Source organism: Marinomonas sp. SBI8L, assembly GCF_001624705.1.
Taxonomy (GTDB): domain Bacteria; phylum Pseudomonadota; class Gammaproteobacteria; order Pseudomonadales; family Marinomonadaceae; genus Marinomonas.
On record NZ_JSEO01000014.1, the window covers coordinates 116,621 to 138,293 of the forward strand.

The following is a 21,673-nucleotide window of genomic DNA, read 5'->3' on the forward strand; positions in this document are numbered from 1 at the left end:
TATAAAAAGTTTGGGCTTTATGACTTCCTTGAGACTTAAGTGTGATGCAAAAGTCCCCAAGGCAGAACAAGAAATAACCCGTAAGATGCAGCACCACATTTTTAATCTAGTCTATGCAACCTACGTCGATGACGCCAAAAGACTGACCACCAAACCAGATGTTTGTAGAGATTATCTAAATGATAACAAGATTGATTGGGATGCTTTGCCTCAAAAAGTAAAAGATGTGTTAGTCGATTTAACTTACAGAGGTGATTACACAGGCACTAAAGATAAGAGAGGTAATACTCGAAAAGTCATAGTCCCTGCGGTGTATAGAGATCAGATTAATAACCTAAGAGATGATAAATCAGAATTTTATGTTGTTCTAAAAAATGAAAAACTTTGGAAAATAGATTTTCAAGTAGATGGAAATCGATTTACTAAAAGACAGGAGATTTTTGAATGAAAGCAGTTTTAGTCATATCACTTTTAATTATGTCACTAACATCAGTAGCTAATGAAATAACACAGTATAAGTACTATCAAACAGACAATATTGTTCCAAACGGAAGAGAACCTCATTATGCTGTCTACATTATCAATAAAGAGCCTTGTATCTTTGTAAAAGATTTTAGAGAAGACGAAGTTGAAGAGTATTGTAAGCTTGATGATAGTGAACTCGATTTAAAAATAAATTCCCCTACTATATACCCTATTGACCTTAGATTATCCTCTAAAACTCTTTATTTTACTGTTGCAGCTCCTTGGAATGAACAGAAATGTGAGATTTTTTTCCCGAGAAAAAGCATCACGTGTGAATCAACAGGAAGATAAACTAAACACTCTCATTATTTGAAGAATTAAAGGAATACATGCGGATTTCGTCTCGTGCAAACCAGCCCAACTTTTCATAAAAAGCTTGGGCTTTTTTTCTAAATGAGAGACGCAATAAAAGCATCATCGAGCACATAATAGCTAAAGTGTATCAACATGGCTTTGAGTAAGTTTGAAATTAAACAATGTGAACAACTTATCAACCGCTTTCTCGAAGAAAACCGCCCATCAGCGCACATAAAAAATGAAGTCGACATAAGCTGTAAACTCAACAATCAGACTGTCGAAGTACTCGAACTTCGCCCTCACTTTAAAGATAAAGACATCATCATAGAGCAGCCAATCGCGAAGGCGACTTACATAAAGAGCAAAAAGATTTGGCACATCTACTGGCAAGGCAGCAACTTAACATGGAGACGTTACGAGCCTTGCCCAAAGGTTTCATTATTAGAAGATTTTTTCACCCTCATAAAAGAAGACAAACACGCCTGCTTTTTTGGTTAAAAATCGATTCAGATTAAAGCCTATCAAGCAAATAGATTAAATTGAAGCAAGTCGCTTCATAGCTTACAGCTAAAACAAAATATGCCACACTGCACCACATATTATTACAGCTTTTATATTTAGGATACTTAACATGCTCGTTTTAAACTGCACCAAAGCAGCGGCGGATTTTTTTACCGTTAAGCGTAATGGTCAAAAGATTTCACCAATAGAAGCTCCCACAACATCCATGACTGACCCAGCATCTTCGGATACAAGAGAGATAAATGTTCCTAACAGCGTTTGGCAAATTCACGTCATAAACGTCCAACGCAAAAAAGTATTGATTGCCATGCATCTAGACACCCGATATGCCATAGTGTTTGCAGATATAAAAAAAGGCGATTGGGCTGGATTTTCGAATCAATTGATTAATCGCCTCTTTGGTAATATGTACCTCTTTGGTGAAAGCTTCAGTCTCTGCGATGAAACTAGCATGAGTCAAATATTTGACCGCTTCGTCGAAATACATCGTAGACCTGTTTATTACCAGCAAGGTAATCGCAGTGTACAAGCCCATATGAATGATGTGGCGTTTCACTTTGAGAACTTCGCGCATGAAGTCGGCTGCTTACCAAAAGATGATGATGAAGCATCAAGTTTTGATGACTGGGTAAATAGCAGGATTCGCTCTACTAAAGAGAAAAAGGAGCACTTTTACCCAGATGAAGAAATGTTCATTCATTGGATGCAAAATTACAGCAAATTAGATAACAACGAAGACGAAATAGCGCGCCAGTTATTTCAAACCCTACGCCAAGAAATTCTCAAAGCGCAATTACAAGATGCAGACGATACAGACCCAGAAGGTTTTCCGCACGAGATCCAAAATGAGCTAAGCAACATCATAGATTTCAACCAAACGAAAAATAATTTAAACAAGTCATAATCAATTAGCAAATAAGCACTGACCAGACCGAAAAAGGAAGTCGTCTACTACGAAAAACCGTCGCCGCCCTCATTAAATAAGGCCTACTCAGCGAAAACCTAGAACTGACAGACCTTTACCATGAAAAAATGGCAAAGCTGTATATTTGGAAAAGCGATAGACCCAAAGAAGATCAAGACTAACCTAGTGTTAGCACGAAAAAGCCCCTGAGATGGGGCTTTTTTGGTTTCATTTCAAGTAACCTAGATTACCCTTTATCTAAAATCACATTAGCAAAGACCATAGGGCTTTTAAAGCGATGAGTATAAGGTCTCTTAATCGTTACAACTTCCTCAGCTTTTAGCTCAAAAGGCATCTCATCGACATAATATCGTTTAGCAATATAACCACTTTTACCGCCTGCAACGGCAGAAGCACCTTGATTTCTGTATAAGGTCACTCGAAGGTTCCCAGCTTGCAAATCTGTAGATTCATTTACAAGCTTAACCAATATGTGGCATGTTGTACCTTCACATACCAGCTTCTGATCAAGTGCTTTTACAGGTTTACCATCATAAAGGGAGTAGAAAACAATAAGTACAAAACCGACCAAACTACCTAGCTTGAAAACAGCTTTGAAAAACTTTGAAAGAATTCTAGTAGCTCTTATTTGTGCATCCCGCTTATTTCTATTCATATAACTATCTTATTAGTTAATAAATCACTTTAGCTGCAATAACAAACACCCTAAACTACCAACACAGCAGTAAATATATGTTAAGAAAGCTAACAAAAAAAGTTCTTAAGCTAGCTGTTTTAGAGCGCAAACCAATATAATCACAGTTACTTCAAACACTCACTTTAAAGCTTTAATCTTATTTGAATTTACCAGTAAATCACCTTGTTAAGAATCTAATAACGTACAAACCATATAAATATTAAATTTATACATCAATCAGTTATAAGAACCATTCTGAAATGCTACATTCTTTATACAAGTTCAGTTTTAAAAAATACAAGAGGTTACAAATTATAATAAGGAGTAACCAAGGGAACCATAAATTTCAAATGGAATTAATTAAATGACGTCAGCAAATGCTCAGCAGCTAGAAGCAATAAATCATACCAAAGGCCCATTATTGATCATCGCTGGCCCAGGCTCTGGTAAGACCTTCACCTTGGTCGAGCGAATTATAAATCTAATTCAAAACCAAGGTGTAGAGCCTGAGGCTCTATTTGTTGTGACCTTTACCGACAAAGCAGCACAAGAGCTTACAACAAGAATATCGAATCGCTTGTTAGAATTGAGTATTGATTTCAATATCAACGAAATGTTTCTAGGTACCTTCCACTCCATTTGTTTAAGAATCATCGAAGATTATCGGGAGTACACTCGCCTCAAGCGTAGCTTTGTACTGATGGATCAATTCGATCAACAATACTTCTTGTACCAAAACCTTCGTGAATTTCGTGAAATAGAAAATAGTGATCAAATTTTAGGCAGCGAAAGAATGCCGATGTGGGCTAAATCTGAAAGCTTACTCCAATGGATAAATAAAGTTACTGAAGAAGCGATTGATCACCAAAGGTTAATCGACTCTAACGATACTGCTCTAATAGCGTTAGGTGAGTGCTATGACCTTTATCAGCGTAAGCTCGATAAGCATAACGCTATAGACTTCTCAACAATTCAGCTTGAAGCCTTAAACCTGTTACGTAATAACCCTGTAGTTCTTGAATCACTGAAAGGTAGAATTCAGTACCTAATGGTCGATGAGTATCAGGATACTAATACCATTCAAGAGATGATCCTTATGCTCTTGATGGGAGATGACCAAAACCTCTGTGTGGTGGGCGATGACGACCAAGCCTTATATCGTTTTCGCGGTGCAACTATTCGTAATATTTTACAGTTCTCTGATAACTTCAAGAGCAATAAATGCAAGCAAATAGCGCTGGTCACAAACTACCGTTCTCACCCAGATATCATTCGTTTCTATAATCGATGGATGAGTGATCAGGTCTGGGAAGTAAACAACCAACACTATCGTTATACCAAGCAGATTAAGCCCAGAGAAGAAGAATTTGAAGCCGGCCCTACAGTTGTAACTGCAATATCAGGAGTCGGTGATGAATGGGCTGACGAGGTCTATGCGTTACTCACTAATCTTAAATCTGAAGGAAAGTTGACTGATTGGAATCAGGTAGCTTTCCTATTTAGGTCCGTAAAAAGCGATAAGGTAAAACTCCTTGCTCAAGGATTAGAAGAAAGAGGAGTCTCGGTATATTCACCAAGAGCCAACTTATTTTTTGAACGAGAAGAAATACGTCTAATACTGGGTGCATTTATGTTGGTATTCCCACAGTTTCGCTCTATTCGCGCACCTAAGGAAGGGGTCGAATTGGCGATATGGAACTACTACGATCAACAGTGTCTCCAGCCCTTCATGAAAGAGGTTGCTAAGCCCGAGCATAGCGATCTATTAGCATGGTGCCAAACCTCCGCTAGGAGTCACTTAGGTCTAAATAAGAATGCTGATTATGCCTTTAGTGGTTTGTTCTATGAACTACTACAGTTTTCCCTATTTGCTAATTACCTCGATACAGAGGAGGGCAATCCTAGAGCTCAACGTAACCTAGCGACTATGTCGCAATTACTAGCTAAGTTTGAATACTTACACCATATCAGTGTATTAAGTCCAAAATATCTAGAAGGTAATCTTCGAAGCTTATTCAACCAGTTCTTTAAGTTTTTAAAAGATGGTGGTATCGACGAATATGAAGATACCTCAGAATACGCACCATCTGGCCACGTATCATTCTTAACTATTCACCAATCTAAGGGACTAGAATTCCCCATAGTAATGGTAGGCTCACTAGGCTCATCGCCTCGTAAGCAATACAAAGACCTCGATGAAGTGCTTGAGCAGGGTTACCTAAACCGTGAGTCATTTGAACCGCTGGAGTCTACTAAGTTCTTTGATTTCTGGCGCTTATACTACACAGCCTTTTCAAGAGCTCAAAATTTGTTGGTACTTACTGATCAGGAGATACAGGGAACTGGCAGAACTCCATCGAAACATTTTACTCTGTATGTTGATGAGTTGCCTGCATGGCGAGACTATAAGAGTGCCATTAATCAATTGAATCTTGATACAGTGAAAGATGTTAATATCAAGAATGAATATGCCTTTACATCTCATATCACCTTGTTTGAAACCTGTGCTGAGCAATATCGCTTCTTTAAAGACCTAGAGTTCCAACCTATTAAAGCAAGCCCAATGCTTTTTGGTACACTGGTTCATGAGACCTTAGAGGATATTCATAAGGCAGCTTTACGCAATAAAGAGCACCTAATAACAAAAGAGAATATCGAAGAGTGGCTTCACGATAACTACCGTAACCTAGCAAATAGAGAGCGGATATATCTAGGTGATTCAGCCTTAGGAGCAGCGTTAAAGCATGTTATGCGCTACGTAGATCGTAGACAAGGCAATTGGTCAAACATCAAAGAGTGCGAAGTCGATATTTCACTAGTCAAAAGTCAGTATATCCTTAAGGGAAGTGTTGACCTAATCGTTGGTGAAAATAACACCGTAGAAGTGATCGATTTTAAATCAGAGAAGAAACCTGATATGGAAAAAGATGCTGAACGCATCAAGCATCATAAGCGTCAGTTAGAGGTCTATGCTCACCTTATCGAAGAGCGAACAGGTCACAAAGTAAGTAAAATGCATTTGTATTTTACAGGTGTTGAAAGTGGTATACCGACCATCTCTTTTGATAAGGATGGTTCGTCAATAGATAACACCGTCAAAGTATTTGACAACATAGTAAACAGTATAGAAAACAAGAATTTTGAAATGACAGAGCGACCAGCTAAGACCTGTGTCGACTGCGATATGAAAGCCTATTGCGATAAAAAGAATTGGAAGCTTAAGGAAACAGCATAATGTCAGAGCAGAATAATTTAGACCTAGAAGAAACTGGTAGAGTAGACAGTGTCGAAAAGTATAAGTTCGAACCGATTAAGGGCTACCCCATGCTTAACTGGCATGGCAAGCGTCCTTTTACTTCAACTCAATATTACCCTGCTCAAAAAAAAGAGGTGTATGGCGAAGAAATTAATGGCTGGATAAATAAAATTTTTTGGGGTGATAATCTTCAGGTAATGAGCCACCTATTAAAGGAATATAGAGGGAAGGTAAATCTTATTTATATTGATCCACCTTTTGATTCAAAAGCTGATTACAAAAAGAAAATCACACTGAAAGGGCTTACAGCTTCAAGTGATACAAATAGTTTTGAAGAGAAACAATACACTGACCTTTGGAATAACGATGAGTATCTACAATTTATATATGAACGGTTGATTCTATGTAAGGAACTATTATCTAAAAATGGCATTATAGTCGTCCATTGTGATTATAGAAAAAATCATCACATTAGATGTCTGATGGAAGAGATTTTTGGTGTTGCGAAAATGGTTAATGAGATAATTTGGAAGAGAAGAACTGGGGTTCTAAATCAAAGTAAAAAATTTGGTTCAGCCTCAGATACATTATTAGTTTTTTCTAATTCAGTCGAAAACTATTGCTTTAATCAGCCATATATTCCTTATTCTGATGATGACCCCTACGTCATAAAAAAATTTACTCACTTTGATAATAGTGGTCGTCGATATCGTTTACATGCGATAACAAGCCCTTCATATAGTCCAACACTAATCTATGATTATAAAGGGTATAAGCCACCAGAAAATGGCTGGGCTTTCTCAAGGGAAACGATGGAAGAGTGGGAGCTAGCAGGTAAGCTAGATTTTCCAGCGAATAAAAATCAGAGGATTCAGAGGAAGCAATATCTTGACGAATCACCAGGTAAGCCTGTTCAAAATATTTGGGATGATATCAGACCAATTAATTCACAGTCCAAAGATGATACTAAATATCCAACTCAAAAGCCTATAAAACTTCTTGATAGAATAATTGAAAGCTTTTCAAATGAAGGGGATGTTGTTTTTGATTGTTTTATGGGGTCAGGCACTACACAAACATCAGCTTACAAATTAAAAAGAAAATTTATTGGTGCTGATATTAATCTTGCATCAGTTCAGATCACAGTCAAAAGATTGATTGAGGTTAATGAGCTCTTCCATAAATCATCCAGTGAAGATGCACGGGCAGGTTTTGAAGTTTATAATGTAAATAATTATGATGTATTTAGAAATCCTGTTGAAGCTATAGGTCTGTTACTCGAAGCACTTGAAATTGAACCTCTATCATCATCAATTTATGATGGCGAAAAAGATGGTTGCATGGTTAAGATAATGCCCGTCAACCGCATAGCTACCCGAGAAGATCTAAATGAATTAATAGCTAACTTTCCATATAAAGTCTTTGAACAACGCAAGGAGCAAAACCCCTCCAAACCAGTAGAATCAGTAATACTTGTATGCATGGGTCACGAACCAAATTTAAAGGCGCATTTAGAGCAAGAATGTGGCTACAAGCTGGATGTCAAAGTAGTTGATATTTTAAGAGATAAATCAAATATTGAATTTAAACGTGATTCTGAAGCCGAATTTTTAATAGAAAAAGAAATGCTTAAAATCATAAATTTCTTTCCAATGAATTTAATGCAAAAGCTTAGTCTCCAAAAAGAATCTGTGAATGAATGGCGTGAGCTTGTTGAGTCTATTGTTATTGATTGGAACTATGACGGTTCTGCAATGGAGCCTGCAATTGTAGATATTCCTGACAATAATGAGTTTGTTTTAGGGAACTATAAAATACCTGACGATGCTGGAACTATAAAAGTAAAGATAACTGACCTTTTATCAGAGTCTTATGAAGAGGTGATCAAGCATGGATGATACACCTAATGAGAATTTCGATTTAAATAATGCCTTCTATTTACATCTGATGATGTTCTATAGAAAGAACAAAAAGATGATTCGAACGCATTATAAAAAGTTAAGTAAAGCCTTTCTGGATTATAACGATCCTGAAAGACCAGGCAGCTTCCTTCGCGACCCTCAGTTTGAGGCCTTAGAGATATACATCTTTTTGAAAGAGTTCTTAGATAATGCGCCTGTCTATAAACTTTTCGATCAGTGGTATGCAGATGAAGGTGCCTTTAAAGGTAGAAACTTTGACAGTAATGATCGTCAAGGAGACATGCTTTGGTCTCTATCTGAAAAACAATATAAGGGCATTTTCAAACAGATGAAGGCGGCCAATAATGGGCGCATTTATCCTAACTATATATTTGCTTTGACAATGGGTACGGGAAAGACAATTTTAATGGCGACTTGTATTTTCTACGAGTTTCTATTATCTAATAAATTCCCAAAAGATAAGCGTTTTATCCATAACGCTCTAGTTTTTGCTCCTGATAAAACGGTACTTCAATCGCTTCGTGAACTTGAATCTTTTGACCATAGCAAGGTAATACCTCCCGATTACTTAAATGCTATTGCCATCAAATTTCATTATTTAGAAGATACTGGTGTTTCGTTAAATACTTTGGACGGATCTCGATTTAATATCGTTGTATCCAACTCTCAGAAAATCATCCTTAGGCGTAAGAATGCGGAGCAGACTGCAACCGACAAGCTATTTTCTGCTAGTAAAGAAATCTATAAAAAAGATGAAATTGGTGCTGATATGGCAGCGCTGCTAAACCTTGGCGAAGATGAAACGATTGAAGCGCCTCAAGAAGAAGGCGAACTTGTAACAAACCAGCGCTTTGAAAAATTACGTCGTTTAGAAAATCTCGGTATTTTTGTGGATGAGGCGCATCATGCCTTTGGAGCAAAGCTTGCTAAAGATATGGGTATTAAAGCAGACGCTGCACAAAATAGCTTACGTAAAACTATTGATGAATTGGCACTGAGTCTACAGAAACGTGGTTCACAACTTGTTGCTTGTCATAACTACACAGGTACGCCTTATGTTGGTAAAGATGTATTACCAGAAGTGGTGTATGCCTATGGTCTTAAGGAAGCGATTGATAAGAGCTATCTGAAGAAGGTTGTGCTTAATGGCTATAGCAATACTAAGGAACCCGAGTTCCTTGATCTAGCGATAACAGATTTTCTTAAGCAGACTGAAGGTAAGCGCCCTGAAGGGATGCTTCCTAAAATGGCAATCTTCGGCACTACAGTTCAAGAAGTTCAAGAAGAAATTCGTCCAGCGGTAGAAGCGGTATTAGCTAAGCATGGCATACCTACTGATAGAATTTTAGTTAACGTAGGTGATAGCAAAGTCACTACAAACGATGATATCCGCGAGTTCAACAAACTTGATACAAAAAGCTCTGAGAAGCAGTTCATCCTTTTAGTGAATAAGGGTCGAGAAGGTTGGAACTGTCGCTCTCTATTCTCTGTGGCACTTCACAGAAGTCCTAAGTCTAAAGTGTTCGTACTGCAAGCAACTATGCGCTGCTTGCGATCTATTGGTAATACTCAAGAAACGGGGCATGTGTATTTAACTAACGATAACATGACGCTGTTAGATAAAGAGCTTCAGGCTAACTTTAGAATCAGTACTGACGAAATGCAGTCGGTTGGTAAAGATAAAATCAGAGTAGAAATACGGCCAATACAACCGATTGAAAAAGTAAAACTCAAGCGTATTAAGCGCAGCTTCAAAATGAAGGATAAAGTACTTAAAGAGGGTGAAAAGCTTGGTCTCGATAACATAGATCTATCTGGTTATCGAATCATGCACCAGCGTATGGAAGGGCTTAATCACGACGAGTTTACTAATCGGCCTAAGGGAATAACTAAAGAAATATCTTACATTAAAGAGCCAATGGCATTTACGGAATATAACCTAACAGCTGAAATCTCACGTTATCTTAATAAGCCTTGCTTGCAGGTTAATAAGATTATCAAGTCTACCCAAGAGGGTTTTGACGGCATATTGAAACTGGTGAATCAGTTCAATGAAGTTCTATATGACCATATCATTCCGCGCCTTTTCAAGCTGCTCTATGATATTGAAACAGAGCAAGAAGAGCAGGAATACGAAGTAGCTCTAGTGAAAGAGCCACCTGTTTTCCCAGGCTATTATGAAATGAATGCAGCTAAAGATATGATTGTTGGCATTAATTTGCCAATTAAGAGTAAAGCATCTCCAACATTCAAAGGTATAAAAGATGGTGCTGCTGACTATTTAGTAAACGGTAAACAGAAAAATCCAGCTGTACAGGAATATTTAAATAATTCATTTCATCTAGATAATTACTGTTTTGATTCAATCCCTGAAAGAGATTTCTTTTGGCATGTTTTGCAATCTAAAACGGTGGATAAAATTTGGTTTACTGGAATGTTAACTCATGGACAATCTGAATTTTATATTCAATACGTAGACCCTGATACCCATAGAGTAAGAAGTTATTACCCAGATTTTTTGATACGGAAAAAAAGTGGTGCATTAGTTATGGTAGAGGTTAAAGGTGAAAATATGATTGATCACCCCACAGTTAAAGCTAAACAGGAATACGCTGAAATGATTGCAAAAGCTAGTGAAATAGATATGAGCTATGTAGTAATACCTAGCCGGAAAGCTGCTGCGGGTAATTTTGACAGGTCAATTCTAAATTAGTTGTTAAAAAGTAATTTTTTCTCGTCACAAGTTATAGAGGTATAACTTGCGACGAATATGTAAAAAAGCCCCAGAGATGGGGCTTTTTTGGTTAAACTACATTCTACCTAAACTACCACTCCACTCTGATAAATCATTTTCCCAATCAAGATAAAGCATACACTGATCAACATGGGTTTGACGATTTTACTGCCCTTGAGATGAACCATTTTGGAGCCGTAGTGGCCGCCTATCCATTGGCCTATGGCCATGACAAAACCGATTTTCCATAGGATATGCCCGCCTATGATAAAGGTGATGATGGCGGCACCATTGGCAAAGAGTAATAGGAGTTTGGTGTGGGCAACGGCTTTGGCGGTGCTAAAGCCGAGTAAGGCGATGAAGGAAATCGCAAAGAAGGAGCTGGCGGCGGGGCCAAAGAAGCCATCATAGAAGGCGAGAAAAGGCACGACAGCAAAGCTGAAAGCAGCAATGGTTAGGCGTTGGCTGGTGTCTATGTCAGCCATTCTGGGAGAGAAGATGGTATAAAGCGCGACGATACCTATCATCCAAGGGATATAAAGCACCAGATCATGATTGGGAATCAGCTGTACCGTATAGCCACCAAGGCCTGCGCTGATAAAGGTAACAATAATCGCCAGCTTGAACTTCTTCACGTCTATCAATCCGTGTTTTAGAAAATACCTTACGGAAGATATCTTGCCAAAGATGGCCTGAAACTTATTGGTGCCTATAGCTTGTACTGGGCTTAAGCCTGCTAACATCAAGGTGGGCAAAGCGATTAAGCCACCACCGCCACTGACGGAGTCGATAAAGCCGGCTAACACGGCCACGCCAAAAAGCATGGCGAGTAGTTCTGGGGTGATGATCAAAACCTGTCCTTGTTCTGTATTTGTCTTTCTAAGTGTATTGAAAAAGAGGGAGAGTTTAACTCTTAGAAAAGTGAGTGCCTATGCAGCAAATTGTCGCGGGAGAGTTAAAAATTAACAGCATCATAGGGAAATAAAAGAAACACCTTCCCACGCTAGTTGGGAAGGTGAAGAAATAAATATGGTTAATTGAGCGCCAAGCTATCTGCTGGTCTATCAAGAATAACCATGCCTTGTACCTTGCTTAGGATACTGGCCTCTTGGATGAGGTTAGGCAACTCTTTACCTGGTTCTAAGGTGGTGATGACAGCTCGGCCTATGATGAATCGGCCCACACTGTCGTCTTCTTCTAGGGTACGTAAGCCCCAGATGTTATGGAAGACAAGTGGCTCACCCGCTTTTTCGCCCACATACAACATGATGTGTCCACGTAGATAGATAAGCGTCATAAAGGGGATGGCGTCCTCTAGAATACGTTGTTTTTTGCCTTGGTTATCCAGTTCTTTAAGCTCGATATACTCACCCGCTTCTAGCTGCTTTGATGAGTTACGCTTGAGATAAACACCAAAGGGGGTGAAGAAGTCTTTGGTAAAAGCAGAACAGTCTCGATTCGCTAAAACACCACCCCAACCATAGTCTTCGCCGATTAAGGCGTTCGATATTTTATTCAAATTTGTTTGATTGAACTTAAGCGGTTTAGGCGCAACATTTTGCGCGTTGGCAGGTGATAGAACAAACTCTACACCTGTACCACCAGCTTGGTGATTTTTTTGTACTGTCACTAACTCACCTGCAATCACAGGAAAGATGGTACCTAGCTTGATGTATTCGATAAAGTTGTTGGCTTTATCAAACAGAGCAAAATCATCTTGCGTGGAGACATAATAATTCCCATTTTTAAAACTGTCTCTTTGGGTTTTGTTCATCAAAACCACGTCTTTCACGGGTAACCATCCAAAGAGTGAATTCGCTTCCACATAGACCCAAGCTTTATCTAAGGAATAGTGTGAGACAAATAGCGGTGTATTAATCTTGATATGAGAGTTTTGGTTATAGTCGAAAGGAAACCCTTCCCCAGGAGCATCTGGATTATAGAAAATCACACTTTGAGTGGGGAAGACTCTCAAGTCCGTATTGTGAGTCGTGATGGCATACTCTCTGACTGTGTCGTATTCCTCAAAGTTAGAACGTCTGATTTGCTCTTCATACCATTCTTTTTTGCGAAGCTTGTGGTTTTCACCATAGGTTTCTTTTTTAAGGTAGTAACTGCCCCAGCTTGCTTGTTCTAGATCGTAAGACATTTGAGTAATGTCCCAAGGGCTAAAGAAGGTTTTGTTGTACTCTGCATCTAACCTTGCTTGTTCGTCAAAGTCGTAACTACCGATAGATTGAGTATAGGATTCTGCGGTTTGCGGTAAGTTTTCTAAATCAGCAATTTCAGTAATCTTAGGGGTACTAGTACAGGCGCTAATTAACAAACTTAATAGTGCTAACGAGACGGAATAACTCAATTTCATATAGGTGTCCTTAAGGTTTTCGAACAAGTACTTTGATTGCTGTTAGCATTTGATTTTAGATGCTTATTCCTTGTTATACCTTAATTTATTGTCAGCTATACTGAAGTAGCAAGTAAATTCATAAAAACTTCATGATTCTGCTACAAGTCTCAACTTCCCCCTAGCCAGATGCATTAGAGAGTGATTAACTAGGGAAACTGCGATTAAGTAACCTCTTCTCAGTCTTTTCAGAAAAAGTATTAATCAAGGCGTCACTTTGATGTAATGTAGGTACCTTTCGAGAAGGGACAACGCAGAGTTTTGCTTTTTCTGAAAGACCCGAAGGGCATGGTCTAAAAGCCCTATCTTTACGTTATGTGCCTTATTAATAGAGTGACTATTAAGCTGCGGCTCTTGCCATAAATCTAGGCGCTTTTATCCACACGCTGAGGCGGGAGGACTTATTCGCAGGTTCCCTAGGCTTATTTCAACTTTTCCCTAAAGAGACGCTAATGAATGCACAAACTGCAAAATTTGTAGAAGGCTCTACCATGCACCACATTTTAGTCATGTCGGGTTCAGGCTCGGTTGGCTTAATGGCGCTGTTTGCCGTCGATCTATTGGATATGCTCTTTATCAGTATGCTGGGGCAAATTGAGCTTGCTGCGGCTGTCGGTTTTGCTGGTACCTTGATGTTCTTCTCCACATCTGTGTCTATCGGTACTTCTATTGCTATGGGGGCTTTGGTGTCTAAAGCCATAGGTGCCAAGGAGTTTGATAATGCTAGGCAGTTAAGTGGCAGTATCATGCTCACCGCCTTTGCCATTAGTTTGGTTTTTACTGTCTTTATGTTTGCCTATATCCCTGAGTTATTAGCCTTAATTGGGGCAGAAGGAACCACAGCAGAACGGGCCGAAGCCTATTTACAAATACTGGTACCTAGTGGCCCATTTTTAGCGGTCGCCATGGCTGCTGGTGCTGGATTGAGATCAGCAGGTGATGCTAAGCGTTCTATGTGGGTTACGCTATCTGGCGGTATTGTTAACGCTATTTTGGACCCTATCTTTATTTTTGGTTTTAACTGGAATGTGGAAGGCGCGGCTTTAGCCTCTGTAATTTCACGTTTTGCCGTTTTGTATTTCTCTTTATACCCATTAATTAAACACCATAATCTGGTGAGCTTTCCGAGCCTCAGCCAGTGGTTAAAACATATTAAGGCCATTTTAAAGATTGCAGTGCCGGCCATTTTTACTAACGCTGCGACACCAATCGGTAACGCTATCGTCACCACCAGCATTGCTCAATATGGTAATGATTTTGTCGCAGGCTATGCGGTGATTGGTCGCCTCATCCCTGTGTGTTTTGCAGCTATCTTTGCTCTCTCTGGTGCTGTTGGCCCAATTATCGGCCAAAACCTTGGTGCTAAGCGTATCGATAGAGTTAAAGAGACCCTTTATAACTCGCTCCTTGTTACCTTTATCTATACCTTATTTGTTTGTTTAATCCTCTTCTTTGTACAAGATTACATTGTTCAAGGCTTCACTTTAGAAGGTGATGCCGTGCTTATCGTGCAAGCATTTTGTACTTATGTGGCTATTACCTTCGTTTTTAATGGTGCTATTTTTGTTGCCAACACCTCTTTCAATAACTTAGGTAAACCTATCTACTCAACCATTCTTAGCCTAGGTCGTGCCACTATAGGAACCTTGCCTTTCGTCTATCTTGGCTCTCTTTGGTTTGGTGCCTTGGGTGTACTTTATGGACAAGCACTGGGCAATATCATCTTCGGTGTGATCGCTATCTTAGTATTACAGCGCCATATAAAAGAGCTAATGCTAAGCTCTGCCGCTGATAATCAGAGTGAAGCAGATACAGCCCAAGAAACCGCAAACCCAGTACAAGCTGAAGCGGTTTTAGAAGCGGCTGCTGAGAAAACAGAAGAAACGGTTTCAGATACACAAGTAGACTGGCAGACATTGGCTAAATCTAACCCTGCTTGTGAACAAGCGCTAAAAGAAGATGATGAAATCCCACTCTCTTGCCTTAACGCACAACCTTTCTGCACACTCGATGCGGTTCTCATAGACGACCTAGCCTCACACAAGGACGAGCTAGTCACAGCGCCTATGATTAATAGTGAAGAGAGAAGCAGTAGCGTGATAAATAACGAAGATGAGAAAGAGTTAAAGGAAAAGTAAGGCGAAAGGAAAAGTTAGACGGCCTTAACGACGATAGATAATGATAAAACCTTCTCTATCGTCATGAACAAACAGAGAAGAGGTGACTTAATCGCAGGTTCCTTAATACCAACGAGACAAGATCTCATCGTATACCCCATTGGCTTTTATCTTCTCCATGGCTAGTTGTATTTCTTTGCTGATCTCTGGGGGAAAGTCCAAACCAGCCCCAAGGTAGATGTAATTCACGCCGCCTATATTTGGCCCAGCCACTAAACTTTGTTTGTCATAACCTAGCTTTTGCCACTGATAAGTATCCACCAATTTAGATTCCACCATGGCATCTAGCCTTTTCTTAGCCAGTAAATCGATTAGCTGTCGAATATCATCTGCTTCATAAATACTGGCAAAACCAGCCTCTTCTAAGTCAGGAATAATCGATGACCCTTGAATAACACCAACAGACAGCCATTTGCTTTTCTCAAGGGTAAGATCACTTGCTTGTGTGCCTTTCGTTGCGAACTCGTCATACAAGGTTAGACGTATTTGATTAGGGACAAGCGGTACAATCCAAGAGAAATGGGGCTCTCTGGTTGGGGTTCTAGTAAGCGGGATAATGAGAGAGCCTTTGGTTTTGTGCACCATTTTTAAGGCACGGGGCCAAGGCATAGATTGATAACGAAAACTTGGACCGCCATGCAGGGTAATTTGTTCTAATATTTCGACTGTCACACCCGCATCACGCCCATCGACTGTGCCACACCAAGGCATGGTTTCATGGCGATAAACCAATACCTCTGTCGCATTTGTAAAGCTTGTAGAAAGACTTGATACCAATATTAATAATAAAAAAGCCGCTTTCATTCATCTCTCATACATTATCAATTCATTTGGAAAAGGCAGGGAATAAACCACATGGTTTTGCTTTCTGCCTTACTTATTAAATTAGCATAGTTTGATATAAATAATGATATTAGCGTTTTCACAAATACCCATAAGACAAATGTCACATTCTTTGTTTACTAAAGAGACAAAAGACAGATTATTTCCTGAGTTAGATCAAAAGAGCCATTATTCACCTTGTTAAAATAGCGCCCCTTTATTCTCCCTAAGACACAATTCTTTCCATGCAAAACCTCTATCAAGAAGCCAAATCGTGTTTTTTAGCTGCTGATCCAGACGATAAAATCGCACTTACTTATCAAACCTGCGCCGCTTGGCAAGCGAATAAGTTAAGTTGGCGTGAAGGCGCACCCATAGAACGTCTTAATGAACCGGGCCGCCTAGAGAAACCTGAAATTGTCATGCCAAGGGAGATAGGTAAACGGAAGCTAAAGAAAGAAGCTGGCAGAGCGGCGCTTATTCATGCTCTGGCCCATATTGAGCTAACAGCAGTTAACCTTGCTTGGGACTCAATTTATCGTTATCGAGATATGCCTAAAGACTACTACCAAGATTGGGTGCAATGCGCCCAAGAAGAAGCTGAACACTTTAGCCTGTTACGCGAAAGGCTCAGAGAAATGGGTTATGACTATGGCAGTTTTCCTGCTCACAATGAGTTATGGAAAATGGCCGTCACCACAGCAGATGATCTCACCGATAGAATGGCAATAGTTCACAGGGTATTTGAAGCACGCGCCTTGGATGTAATCCCAGGCACATTAAAAAAGTTTGAAGCTCAAAATGACAAGCAGATGGTAAAGGTTCTTACCAAGATTTGTAATGAAGAAGTTGGCCATGTGAGTTCCGGTACTCGCTGGTTTCGTTATCGTTGTGAGCAAGCCAAACTTAACCCTGATACGCATTTCATTCACTTAATTGAAAAGTATATGAAGCAGCCTTTAAGTGGCCCCTTTAATCATGAGGCACGGCTCGCCTCTGGTTTTAGCCAAAATGAGCTTAATTATTTAGAGCAAAGCGCCACTTACAAGCGCCAAGGCTAACCCTTAGATAAACATCGGTCAGTTTTCGAGTAGATATAGACCGGCTCTAGATTCAGCAAAGTATTGATCGTATTTACCGGATGCTTTCAGCCGCTTTAAACCTTTATTGAAGGTTTCGACTAAACGAGCGCTTCGCTCTAACTTTTTAGGAAAGATGACACTTTGAAAGGTTTCAGCTAAGAGCTTAGGATGATAAGTAATGCGATCAGCTTGATCCGCTGGTAAGTCCTTTTTAATCATATATAGCCCTGGGTCCATTCCCATTGCCACAGCATCCATTCGTCCACCTAATAGCTTGGTGATGTTAAGGCGCTCGGTCGACACATATTGCACCTTGAAGAGCTTGTTTTGTTTCGCCTCTTCAAACATATCACCATAAAAATACCCATCTGTTATTCCTATCTGCTTATTTTTTAAGTCCGCCATGGAATCCCAGATTAATGGTTTTTCTTTTAAGGAAAACAGCACTTTAGGTATCGAGTTGGTTGCATCACTTATATAAAAGTCTTCTTGTATATCAGGCCTTGTAATCGCCCAACCAACTGAACCATCCCATCGCCCTTCTCTGGCAAGCCTTAAATAGCGCTTCCAAGGAAAGTAGCCAAACTCGACGTCGATTCCTTCTAGTGCAAAGGAGTCACGAACGATTCTAGAGACAAGTCCATTATGCTTTAGAGTATGTTCTGAGGTGAAAGGCGCCCATTCGCCACTGGTTAATCTGACGGTTTCAGCATTAAGGTTATTGGCCTGAAATCCAGCAAAAGTGATCAGAAAAGTAAGTACTCGTATCTGTTTTTTATTCATGGCTAGTCACTTAGTCAAAATAAAACTGAATTAAGTGTCAGTTAGTATAAACAAACCATCTAGGATCGCCGAGCGATAAAGCGTGTACTAATGTGAAGCTGATTCATAAAATTAAAAACACGATAACTTGAGCGTATAATACTAAAGATCAGATACAAAAAAGCCCCAATAAATTGAGGCTTTAGAGATAAGGCTTTGAGATAGTACTTAGAGCAAGCTTAGGCTGATTTAGCTAGCTTTTGAGTCAGTTTATTCAGTAAGACACCGTATAAGGGCACAAACATACATAGGCTGATAATCAGCTTAAAGCCATAATCGACTAGAGCAATTTCTACCCAGTTTTCTGCCATAAAAGCATCGCTACTTTGATAAAAAGCTACACCAAAGAAAACCAAGGTATCCACGGCGTTACCCACTACAGTGGATAAAGATGGGGCAATCCACCAAGCTTTTGCCTGTCTTAGTTTATTAAAAACAGTTACATCCATGACTTGGCCAACGACATACGCCGCAAAGCTTGCAATGGCGATACGAGCAACAAAAGTATCAAGTTGCGCAAGTTTTTCTATCCCTTGGTAACTACCCTGATAAAACAGGACAGAAGCCACGTAAGACACCAGCAATGCAGGTAACATCACGGTCAAAATGATACGTCTTGCTAAAGCAGCACCATAAAGGCGAACGGTTAAATCAGTCGCTAGGAATACAAAAGGAAAGGTGAAAGCTCCCCAAGTCGTATGTAAACCAAAGATGGTAAAGGGAAGTTGAACGAGATAGTTACTCGATGCCAAGATAAGAATATGGAATCCAGCAAGAATAAGCAGGGCTTTTTTTATGGTTGACGCATTGTTAGATAATGCATCAAATGTCGGAGTCATTTGCATTGTATTGTCCTTTTTATGAAACGCCAGGGGTGAGGGAACCCTGAATCAGGCGCGCATTGTCCATAATTTAGACAGGTGTGTAAAGCTAAATGAAACTATATTTAACCGATCGGTCAGACATTTTGAGTTTTAGTTTTCATATTATAAAAACCAGTTTAAAAAACGCTTAACTAGAAAAAGCACTTAGAGAAGAAAATACTAAAAAAGAGCTAAGAAATAGGAATGGGGAAAACGCGCTTAAATCGCTCTAACACCAACATCATGTCTTCTTGTGGGGTAATCTTTAATTCATCACACTCTTGGCTAAAAAAGTCCCAATGGGCATCACGCCACCAACTCAGGCTTTTATCCCCTTCTCCCTCTGCTGCGGCAAATTCAGCGGTTACATCTTGATAAGCACAAAGGGTTACTGAGGTAATTTCGATAATACATATAGGCTCACCGTCCCAGTTAGTGACAACCTGTAAGGCGCCGACTTCTGGCATAGGGTCACCTTCGACCTCATACCAATGCGCCATACTACAAGAAGCGGTTTTCTCATCCTTTAAAATAAGGTCAGCACAGACATTGGCATTGTATTCATCGGCACAAAAATAATCAGCGCTCACACTGCTTACCTTGGCTTGTTCCTCTTCACAAAGACTTACTAGGTAAGTGTCTAAATATGCCTGTGATCTTGGCTCTAACATAGGGTTTCCTTATCTCTATTTAAGCTTTTTTAGGATGATAGCTGGCTAGGATCACAGCTTGGCCATGATACTGGCATAGCTAGGTCTAACTCTCTTAACGCCTGCTTGCTCACATCATCTAATCTAAAGTGGTAAAGTTCAAGGTTTTCAGCAAGGTGAGTTGAGTTTAAACTTTTAGGGATGACTGCAAAGCCTTCTTCCAAAGCCCAACGCAGTAAAAGCTGGGCAGGTGTCACCTGATACTCTTGCGCCAGACGGTTAATCACAAAGTCTTGATCCTTGGAGAGCACCTGCATCTTATCGGTTTTTGCACTTTCTAATTTAGGTTCAGTACGCCAATTCGCTAGTGGCACCAAGCTACTGTAAGCCATAGGCAAGATGTGATTAGTTTTAAGATAAGCGACCAACTCAGGCTTCTGACACCAAGGGTGTAACTCAATTTGGTTTACTTCTGGTTTAGGTAAGCCTGCTTGAATTAAGTCTTCAATATGCTGTTGCGTAAAATTACTCACTCCTATGTGTCTAACTTTGCCGGCTTTTTTCAGATCAACCAAGGCATGCCATTGCTCAATATATTCCTGCTTCTTAAAAGGCGCGTGGATCAAGTAGAGATCTAAATAGTCGAGCTGCAAACGATCTAAACTCTCATTAAAAGCTTGTAGGCAGGCTGAATAATTCTTGGGCGTCTGCCCCCAATTCGCATTCCCTGACCAGAGTTTAGAGCTAATAAAAATAGCCGCCCGTGAGCTTATGCCTTGTTTTAGATAATCTTGAATAGCCCGTCCAACGCCCGCTTCATTATGATAACCCTCAGCGGTATCTATATGGCGATAACCTAACACCAAAGCTTGGCAAACTAAGGCCTCAACCGCTTCATCGCTCACTTGATAGGTACCTAGCCCTATGTCGGGGATTTTAAAGTTACTCGCAATTTCAACTGGATAATAAGCAGACATACTAACCTCAAGCATAAACTTTCCTTTAGATAATCTTAGTTAGAGATAGGAAAGGCAGCGAGCCTATTTCTCCTTAGAATGAAGTCACTCACTAAGAGCCTAGGGAACCTAGCTATTCAAGTACTAAAAAATTTCACAAAACAAAATACGCTTTTCCCAAGACTGCACCATACTTAAAGTAAGACGAGTGATTGATGAGGTGGATATGAAGTTATTTAAATACTTCATATGTTTTCTTTTCTTTTTGTCTGGCTTTAGCCTAGCGGCAAATTCCTTAGAGAACCTTGAATACATTACAGAACAATATGCGCCTTATAACTACCAAGATGAACAGGGTATTCCCCAAGGCTTTTCTATCGAGGTATTAAATAAGGTCTGGGAGGTAATGGATGTTGCGCCTCAAAAAATCCATGTATTTCCTTGGGCACGTGGTTACTCCTTAGGTCTACAGCAAGATAATACCTTGCTGTTTTCTACCACTCGCAGTGAATCCAGAGAGGATTTATTTAAATGGGCTTGCCCCATTATTGATATTCGTATTGTGTTAATTTCTCGCCGTAAATCAAACATCACAATAGAGTCTATTGAAGATGCAAAGCAATATAAAATTGTGGCAATCAAATCAGATATTGGGCAACAGCTTTTACAAGATAAAGACTTTTCTGAGACAAAAATACATCTATCAAATTTCTTAAATAGTGCCATCTTAATGCTAAAACATGGCCATGTAGACCTTATCTCAAGCGAAGAAACCACTGTCTTTAGGCAACTTATAAAAATGGGTGAAAACCCTAAGAATTTTAAGGTCGTTTGGTTACTTGAAAAGCGCCCTTTATGCTTTGCCTTCCATCATCAAACTGAAGAAGATTTGGTATTCGATTTTCAAAAAGCACTGAACCAAGTACAAAGCTTGCCGGGCTTCATTCAAGCCTTAAAACAAAAACATCAACTGACCACTCAGTAAGACAGATATAAAAAATGCCCCTTACTCTTAAAGAATCTGTGATTAAGGTAAGAGG

The 21,673-nt window shown here is 39.7% G+C and carries 18 protein-coding genes; 10 read left to right on the forward strand and 8 right to left on the reverse strand.

Going from position 1 to position 21,673, the window contains the following annotated elements; translation table 11 throughout:
• Window positions 1-19 precede the first annotated feature (19 nt).
• The 4 genes from OA91_RS19290 to OA91_RS19305 all read left to right on the forward strand — a co-directional run bounded on the left by OA91_RS19290 (window position 20) and on the right by OA91_RS19305 (window position 2,248).
• The gene (locus OA91_RS19290; protein WP_063336806.1) at window positions 20-448 is read left to right on the forward strand and encodes a hypothetical protein; all 429 of its coding nucleotides are present in this window, start codon (window positions 20-22) and stop codon (window positions 446-448) included.
• A complete protein-coding gene (locus tag OA91_RS19295; RefSeq protein WP_063336805.1) occupies window positions 445-816 on the forward strand; it encodes a hypothetical protein in 372 nt (123 codons plus the stop codon). Before OA91_RS19290 ends, OA91_RS19295 begins: the two co-directional genes overlap by 4 nt.
• Before the next feature lie 156 nt (window positions 817-972).
• Entirely contained in the window at window positions 973-1,320 is a 348-nt protein-coding gene (locus OA91_RS19300; RefSeq protein WP_063336804.1) for a DUF3024 domain-containing protein, read from the forward strand.
• Window positions 1,321-1,453: 133 nt separating this feature from the next.
• Window positions 1,454-2,248: a DUF6933 domain-containing protein gene (locus OA91_RS19305; protein ID WP_063336803.1), complete on the forward strand. Its 795-nt coding sequence runs from the start codon at window positions 1,454-1,456 to the stop codon at window positions 2,246-2,248.
• A gap of 247 nt (window positions 2,249-2,495) precedes the next feature.
• Here the strand turns inward: OA91_RS19305 and OA91_RS19310 are convergent, their stop codons facing one another.
• Window positions 2,496-2,924, reverse strand: coding sequence for a hypothetical protein (locus tag OA91_RS19310; protein ID WP_063336802.1), 429 nt, complete (start codon window positions 2,922-2,924; stop codon window positions 2,496-2,498).
• 385 nt (window positions 2,925-3,309) lie between these two features.
• Between OA91_RS19310 and OA91_RS19315 the strand changes: the two genes are divergently transcribed.
• From OA91_RS19315 to OA91_RS19325, 3 genes are read left to right on the forward strand one after another with little or no spacing between them, the layout of a single operon-like run.
• Window positions 3,310-6,180, forward strand: a complete 2,871-nt coding sequence (locus tag OA91_RS19315; protein ID WP_063336801.1) for an ATP-dependent helicase — start codon at window positions 3,310-3,312, stop codon at window positions 6,178-6,180.
• Complete coding sequence (locus OA91_RS19320; protein WP_063336800.1) at window positions 6,180-8,099, forward strand: site-specific DNA-methyltransferase; 1,920 nt, start codon at window positions 6,180-6,182, stop codon at window positions 8,097-8,099. Before OA91_RS19315 ends, OA91_RS19320 begins: the two co-directional genes overlap by 1 nt.
• Window positions 8,092-10,836, forward strand: a complete 2,745-nt coding sequence (locus OA91_RS19325) for a DEAD/DEAH box helicase family protein (RefSeq protein WP_063336799.1) — start codon at window positions 8,092-8,094, stop codon at window positions 10,834-10,836. Before OA91_RS19320 ends, OA91_RS19325 begins: the two co-directional genes overlap by 8 nt.
• A gap of 107 nt (window positions 10,837-10,943) precedes the next feature.
• On the opposite strand, the gene OA91_RS19330 is transcribed toward OA91_RS19325, so the two are convergent.
• Window positions 10,944-11,669, reverse strand: coding sequence for a TSUP family transporter (locus OA91_RS19330; RefSeq protein WP_197477847.1), 726 nt, complete (start codon window positions 11,667-11,669; stop codon window positions 10,944-10,946).
• Window positions 11,670-11,890: 221 nt separating this feature from the next.
• Window positions 11,891-13,222 carry a C40 family peptidase gene (locus OA91_RS19335; protein WP_063336797.1) on the reverse strand — a complete coding sequence of 444 codons (1,332 nt, stop codon included), beginning with the start codon at window positions 13,220-13,222 and terminating at the stop codon, window positions 11,891-11,893.
• A 491-nt stretch (window positions 13,223-13,713) separates the two neighbouring features.
• Here OA91_RS19335 and OA91_RS19340 point away from each other — a divergent pair, with 491 nt between their 5' ends.
• On the forward strand, window positions 13,714-15,399 hold the full coding sequence (locus OA91_RS19340) for an MATE family efflux transporter (RefSeq protein WP_063336796.1): 1,686 nt from the start codon (window positions 13,714-13,716) through the stop codon (window positions 15,397-15,399).
• A 102-nt stretch (window positions 15,400-15,501) separates the two neighbouring features.
• On the opposite strand, the gene OA91_RS19345 is transcribed toward OA91_RS19340, so the two are convergent.
• Complete coding sequence (locus OA91_RS19345; RefSeq protein ID WP_063336795.1) at window positions 15,502-16,242, reverse strand: substrate-binding periplasmic protein; 741 nt, start codon at window positions 16,240-16,242, stop codon at window positions 15,502-15,504.
• A 263-nt stretch (window positions 16,243-16,505) separates the two neighbouring features.
• Here OA91_RS19345 and OA91_RS19350 point away from each other — a divergent pair, with 263 nt between their 5' ends.
• Window positions 16,506-17,321, forward strand: coding sequence for a ferritin-like domain-containing protein (locus tag OA91_RS19350; RefSeq protein WP_063336794.1), 816 nt, complete (start codon window positions 16,506-16,508; stop codon window positions 17,319-17,321).
• A gap of 18 nt (window positions 17,322-17,339) precedes the next feature.
• Here OA91_RS19350 and OA91_RS19355 read toward each other — a convergent pair whose 3' ends face one another.
• The 4 genes from OA91_RS19355 to OA91_RS19370 all read right to left on the reverse strand — a co-directional run bounded on the left by OA91_RS19355 (window position 17,340) and on the right by OA91_RS19370 (window position 20,669).
• Window positions 17,340-18,125, reverse strand: a complete 786-nt coding sequence (locus OA91_RS19355) for a substrate-binding periplasmic protein (protein WP_082828025.1) — start codon at window positions 18,123-18,125, stop codon at window positions 17,340-17,342.
• Between the two features lie 218 nt (window positions 18,126-18,343).
• Window positions 18,344-19,009 carry a 7-cyano-7-deazaguanine/7-aminomethyl-7-deazaguanine transporter gene (locus OA91_RS19360; protein ID WP_082828026.1) on the reverse strand — a complete coding sequence of 222 codons (666 nt, stop codon included), beginning with the start codon at window positions 19,007-19,009 and terminating at the stop codon, window positions 18,344-18,346.
• A gap of 209 nt (window positions 19,010-19,218) precedes the next feature.
• Window positions 19,219-19,698, reverse strand: a complete 480-nt coding sequence (locus tag OA91_RS19365; RefSeq protein ID WP_063336793.1) for an ASCH domain-containing protein — start codon at window positions 19,696-19,698, stop codon at window positions 19,219-19,221.
• Between the two features lie 29 nt (window positions 19,699-19,727).
• Window positions 19,728-20,669 (reverse strand): aldo/keto reductase, encoded by a 942-nt coding sequence (locus tag OA91_RS19370; protein WP_082828027.1) that lies wholly within the window; start codon window positions 20,667-20,669, stop codon window positions 19,728-19,730.
• 190 nt (window positions 20,670-20,859) lie between these two features.
• Here OA91_RS19370 and OA91_RS19375 point away from each other — a divergent pair, with 190 nt between their 5' ends.
• A complete protein-coding gene (locus OA91_RS19375) occupies window positions 20,860-21,618 on the forward strand; it encodes a substrate-binding periplasmic protein (RefSeq protein WP_063336897.1) in 759 nt (252 codons plus the stop codon).
• Window positions 21,619-21,673: the final 55 nt, after the last annotated feature.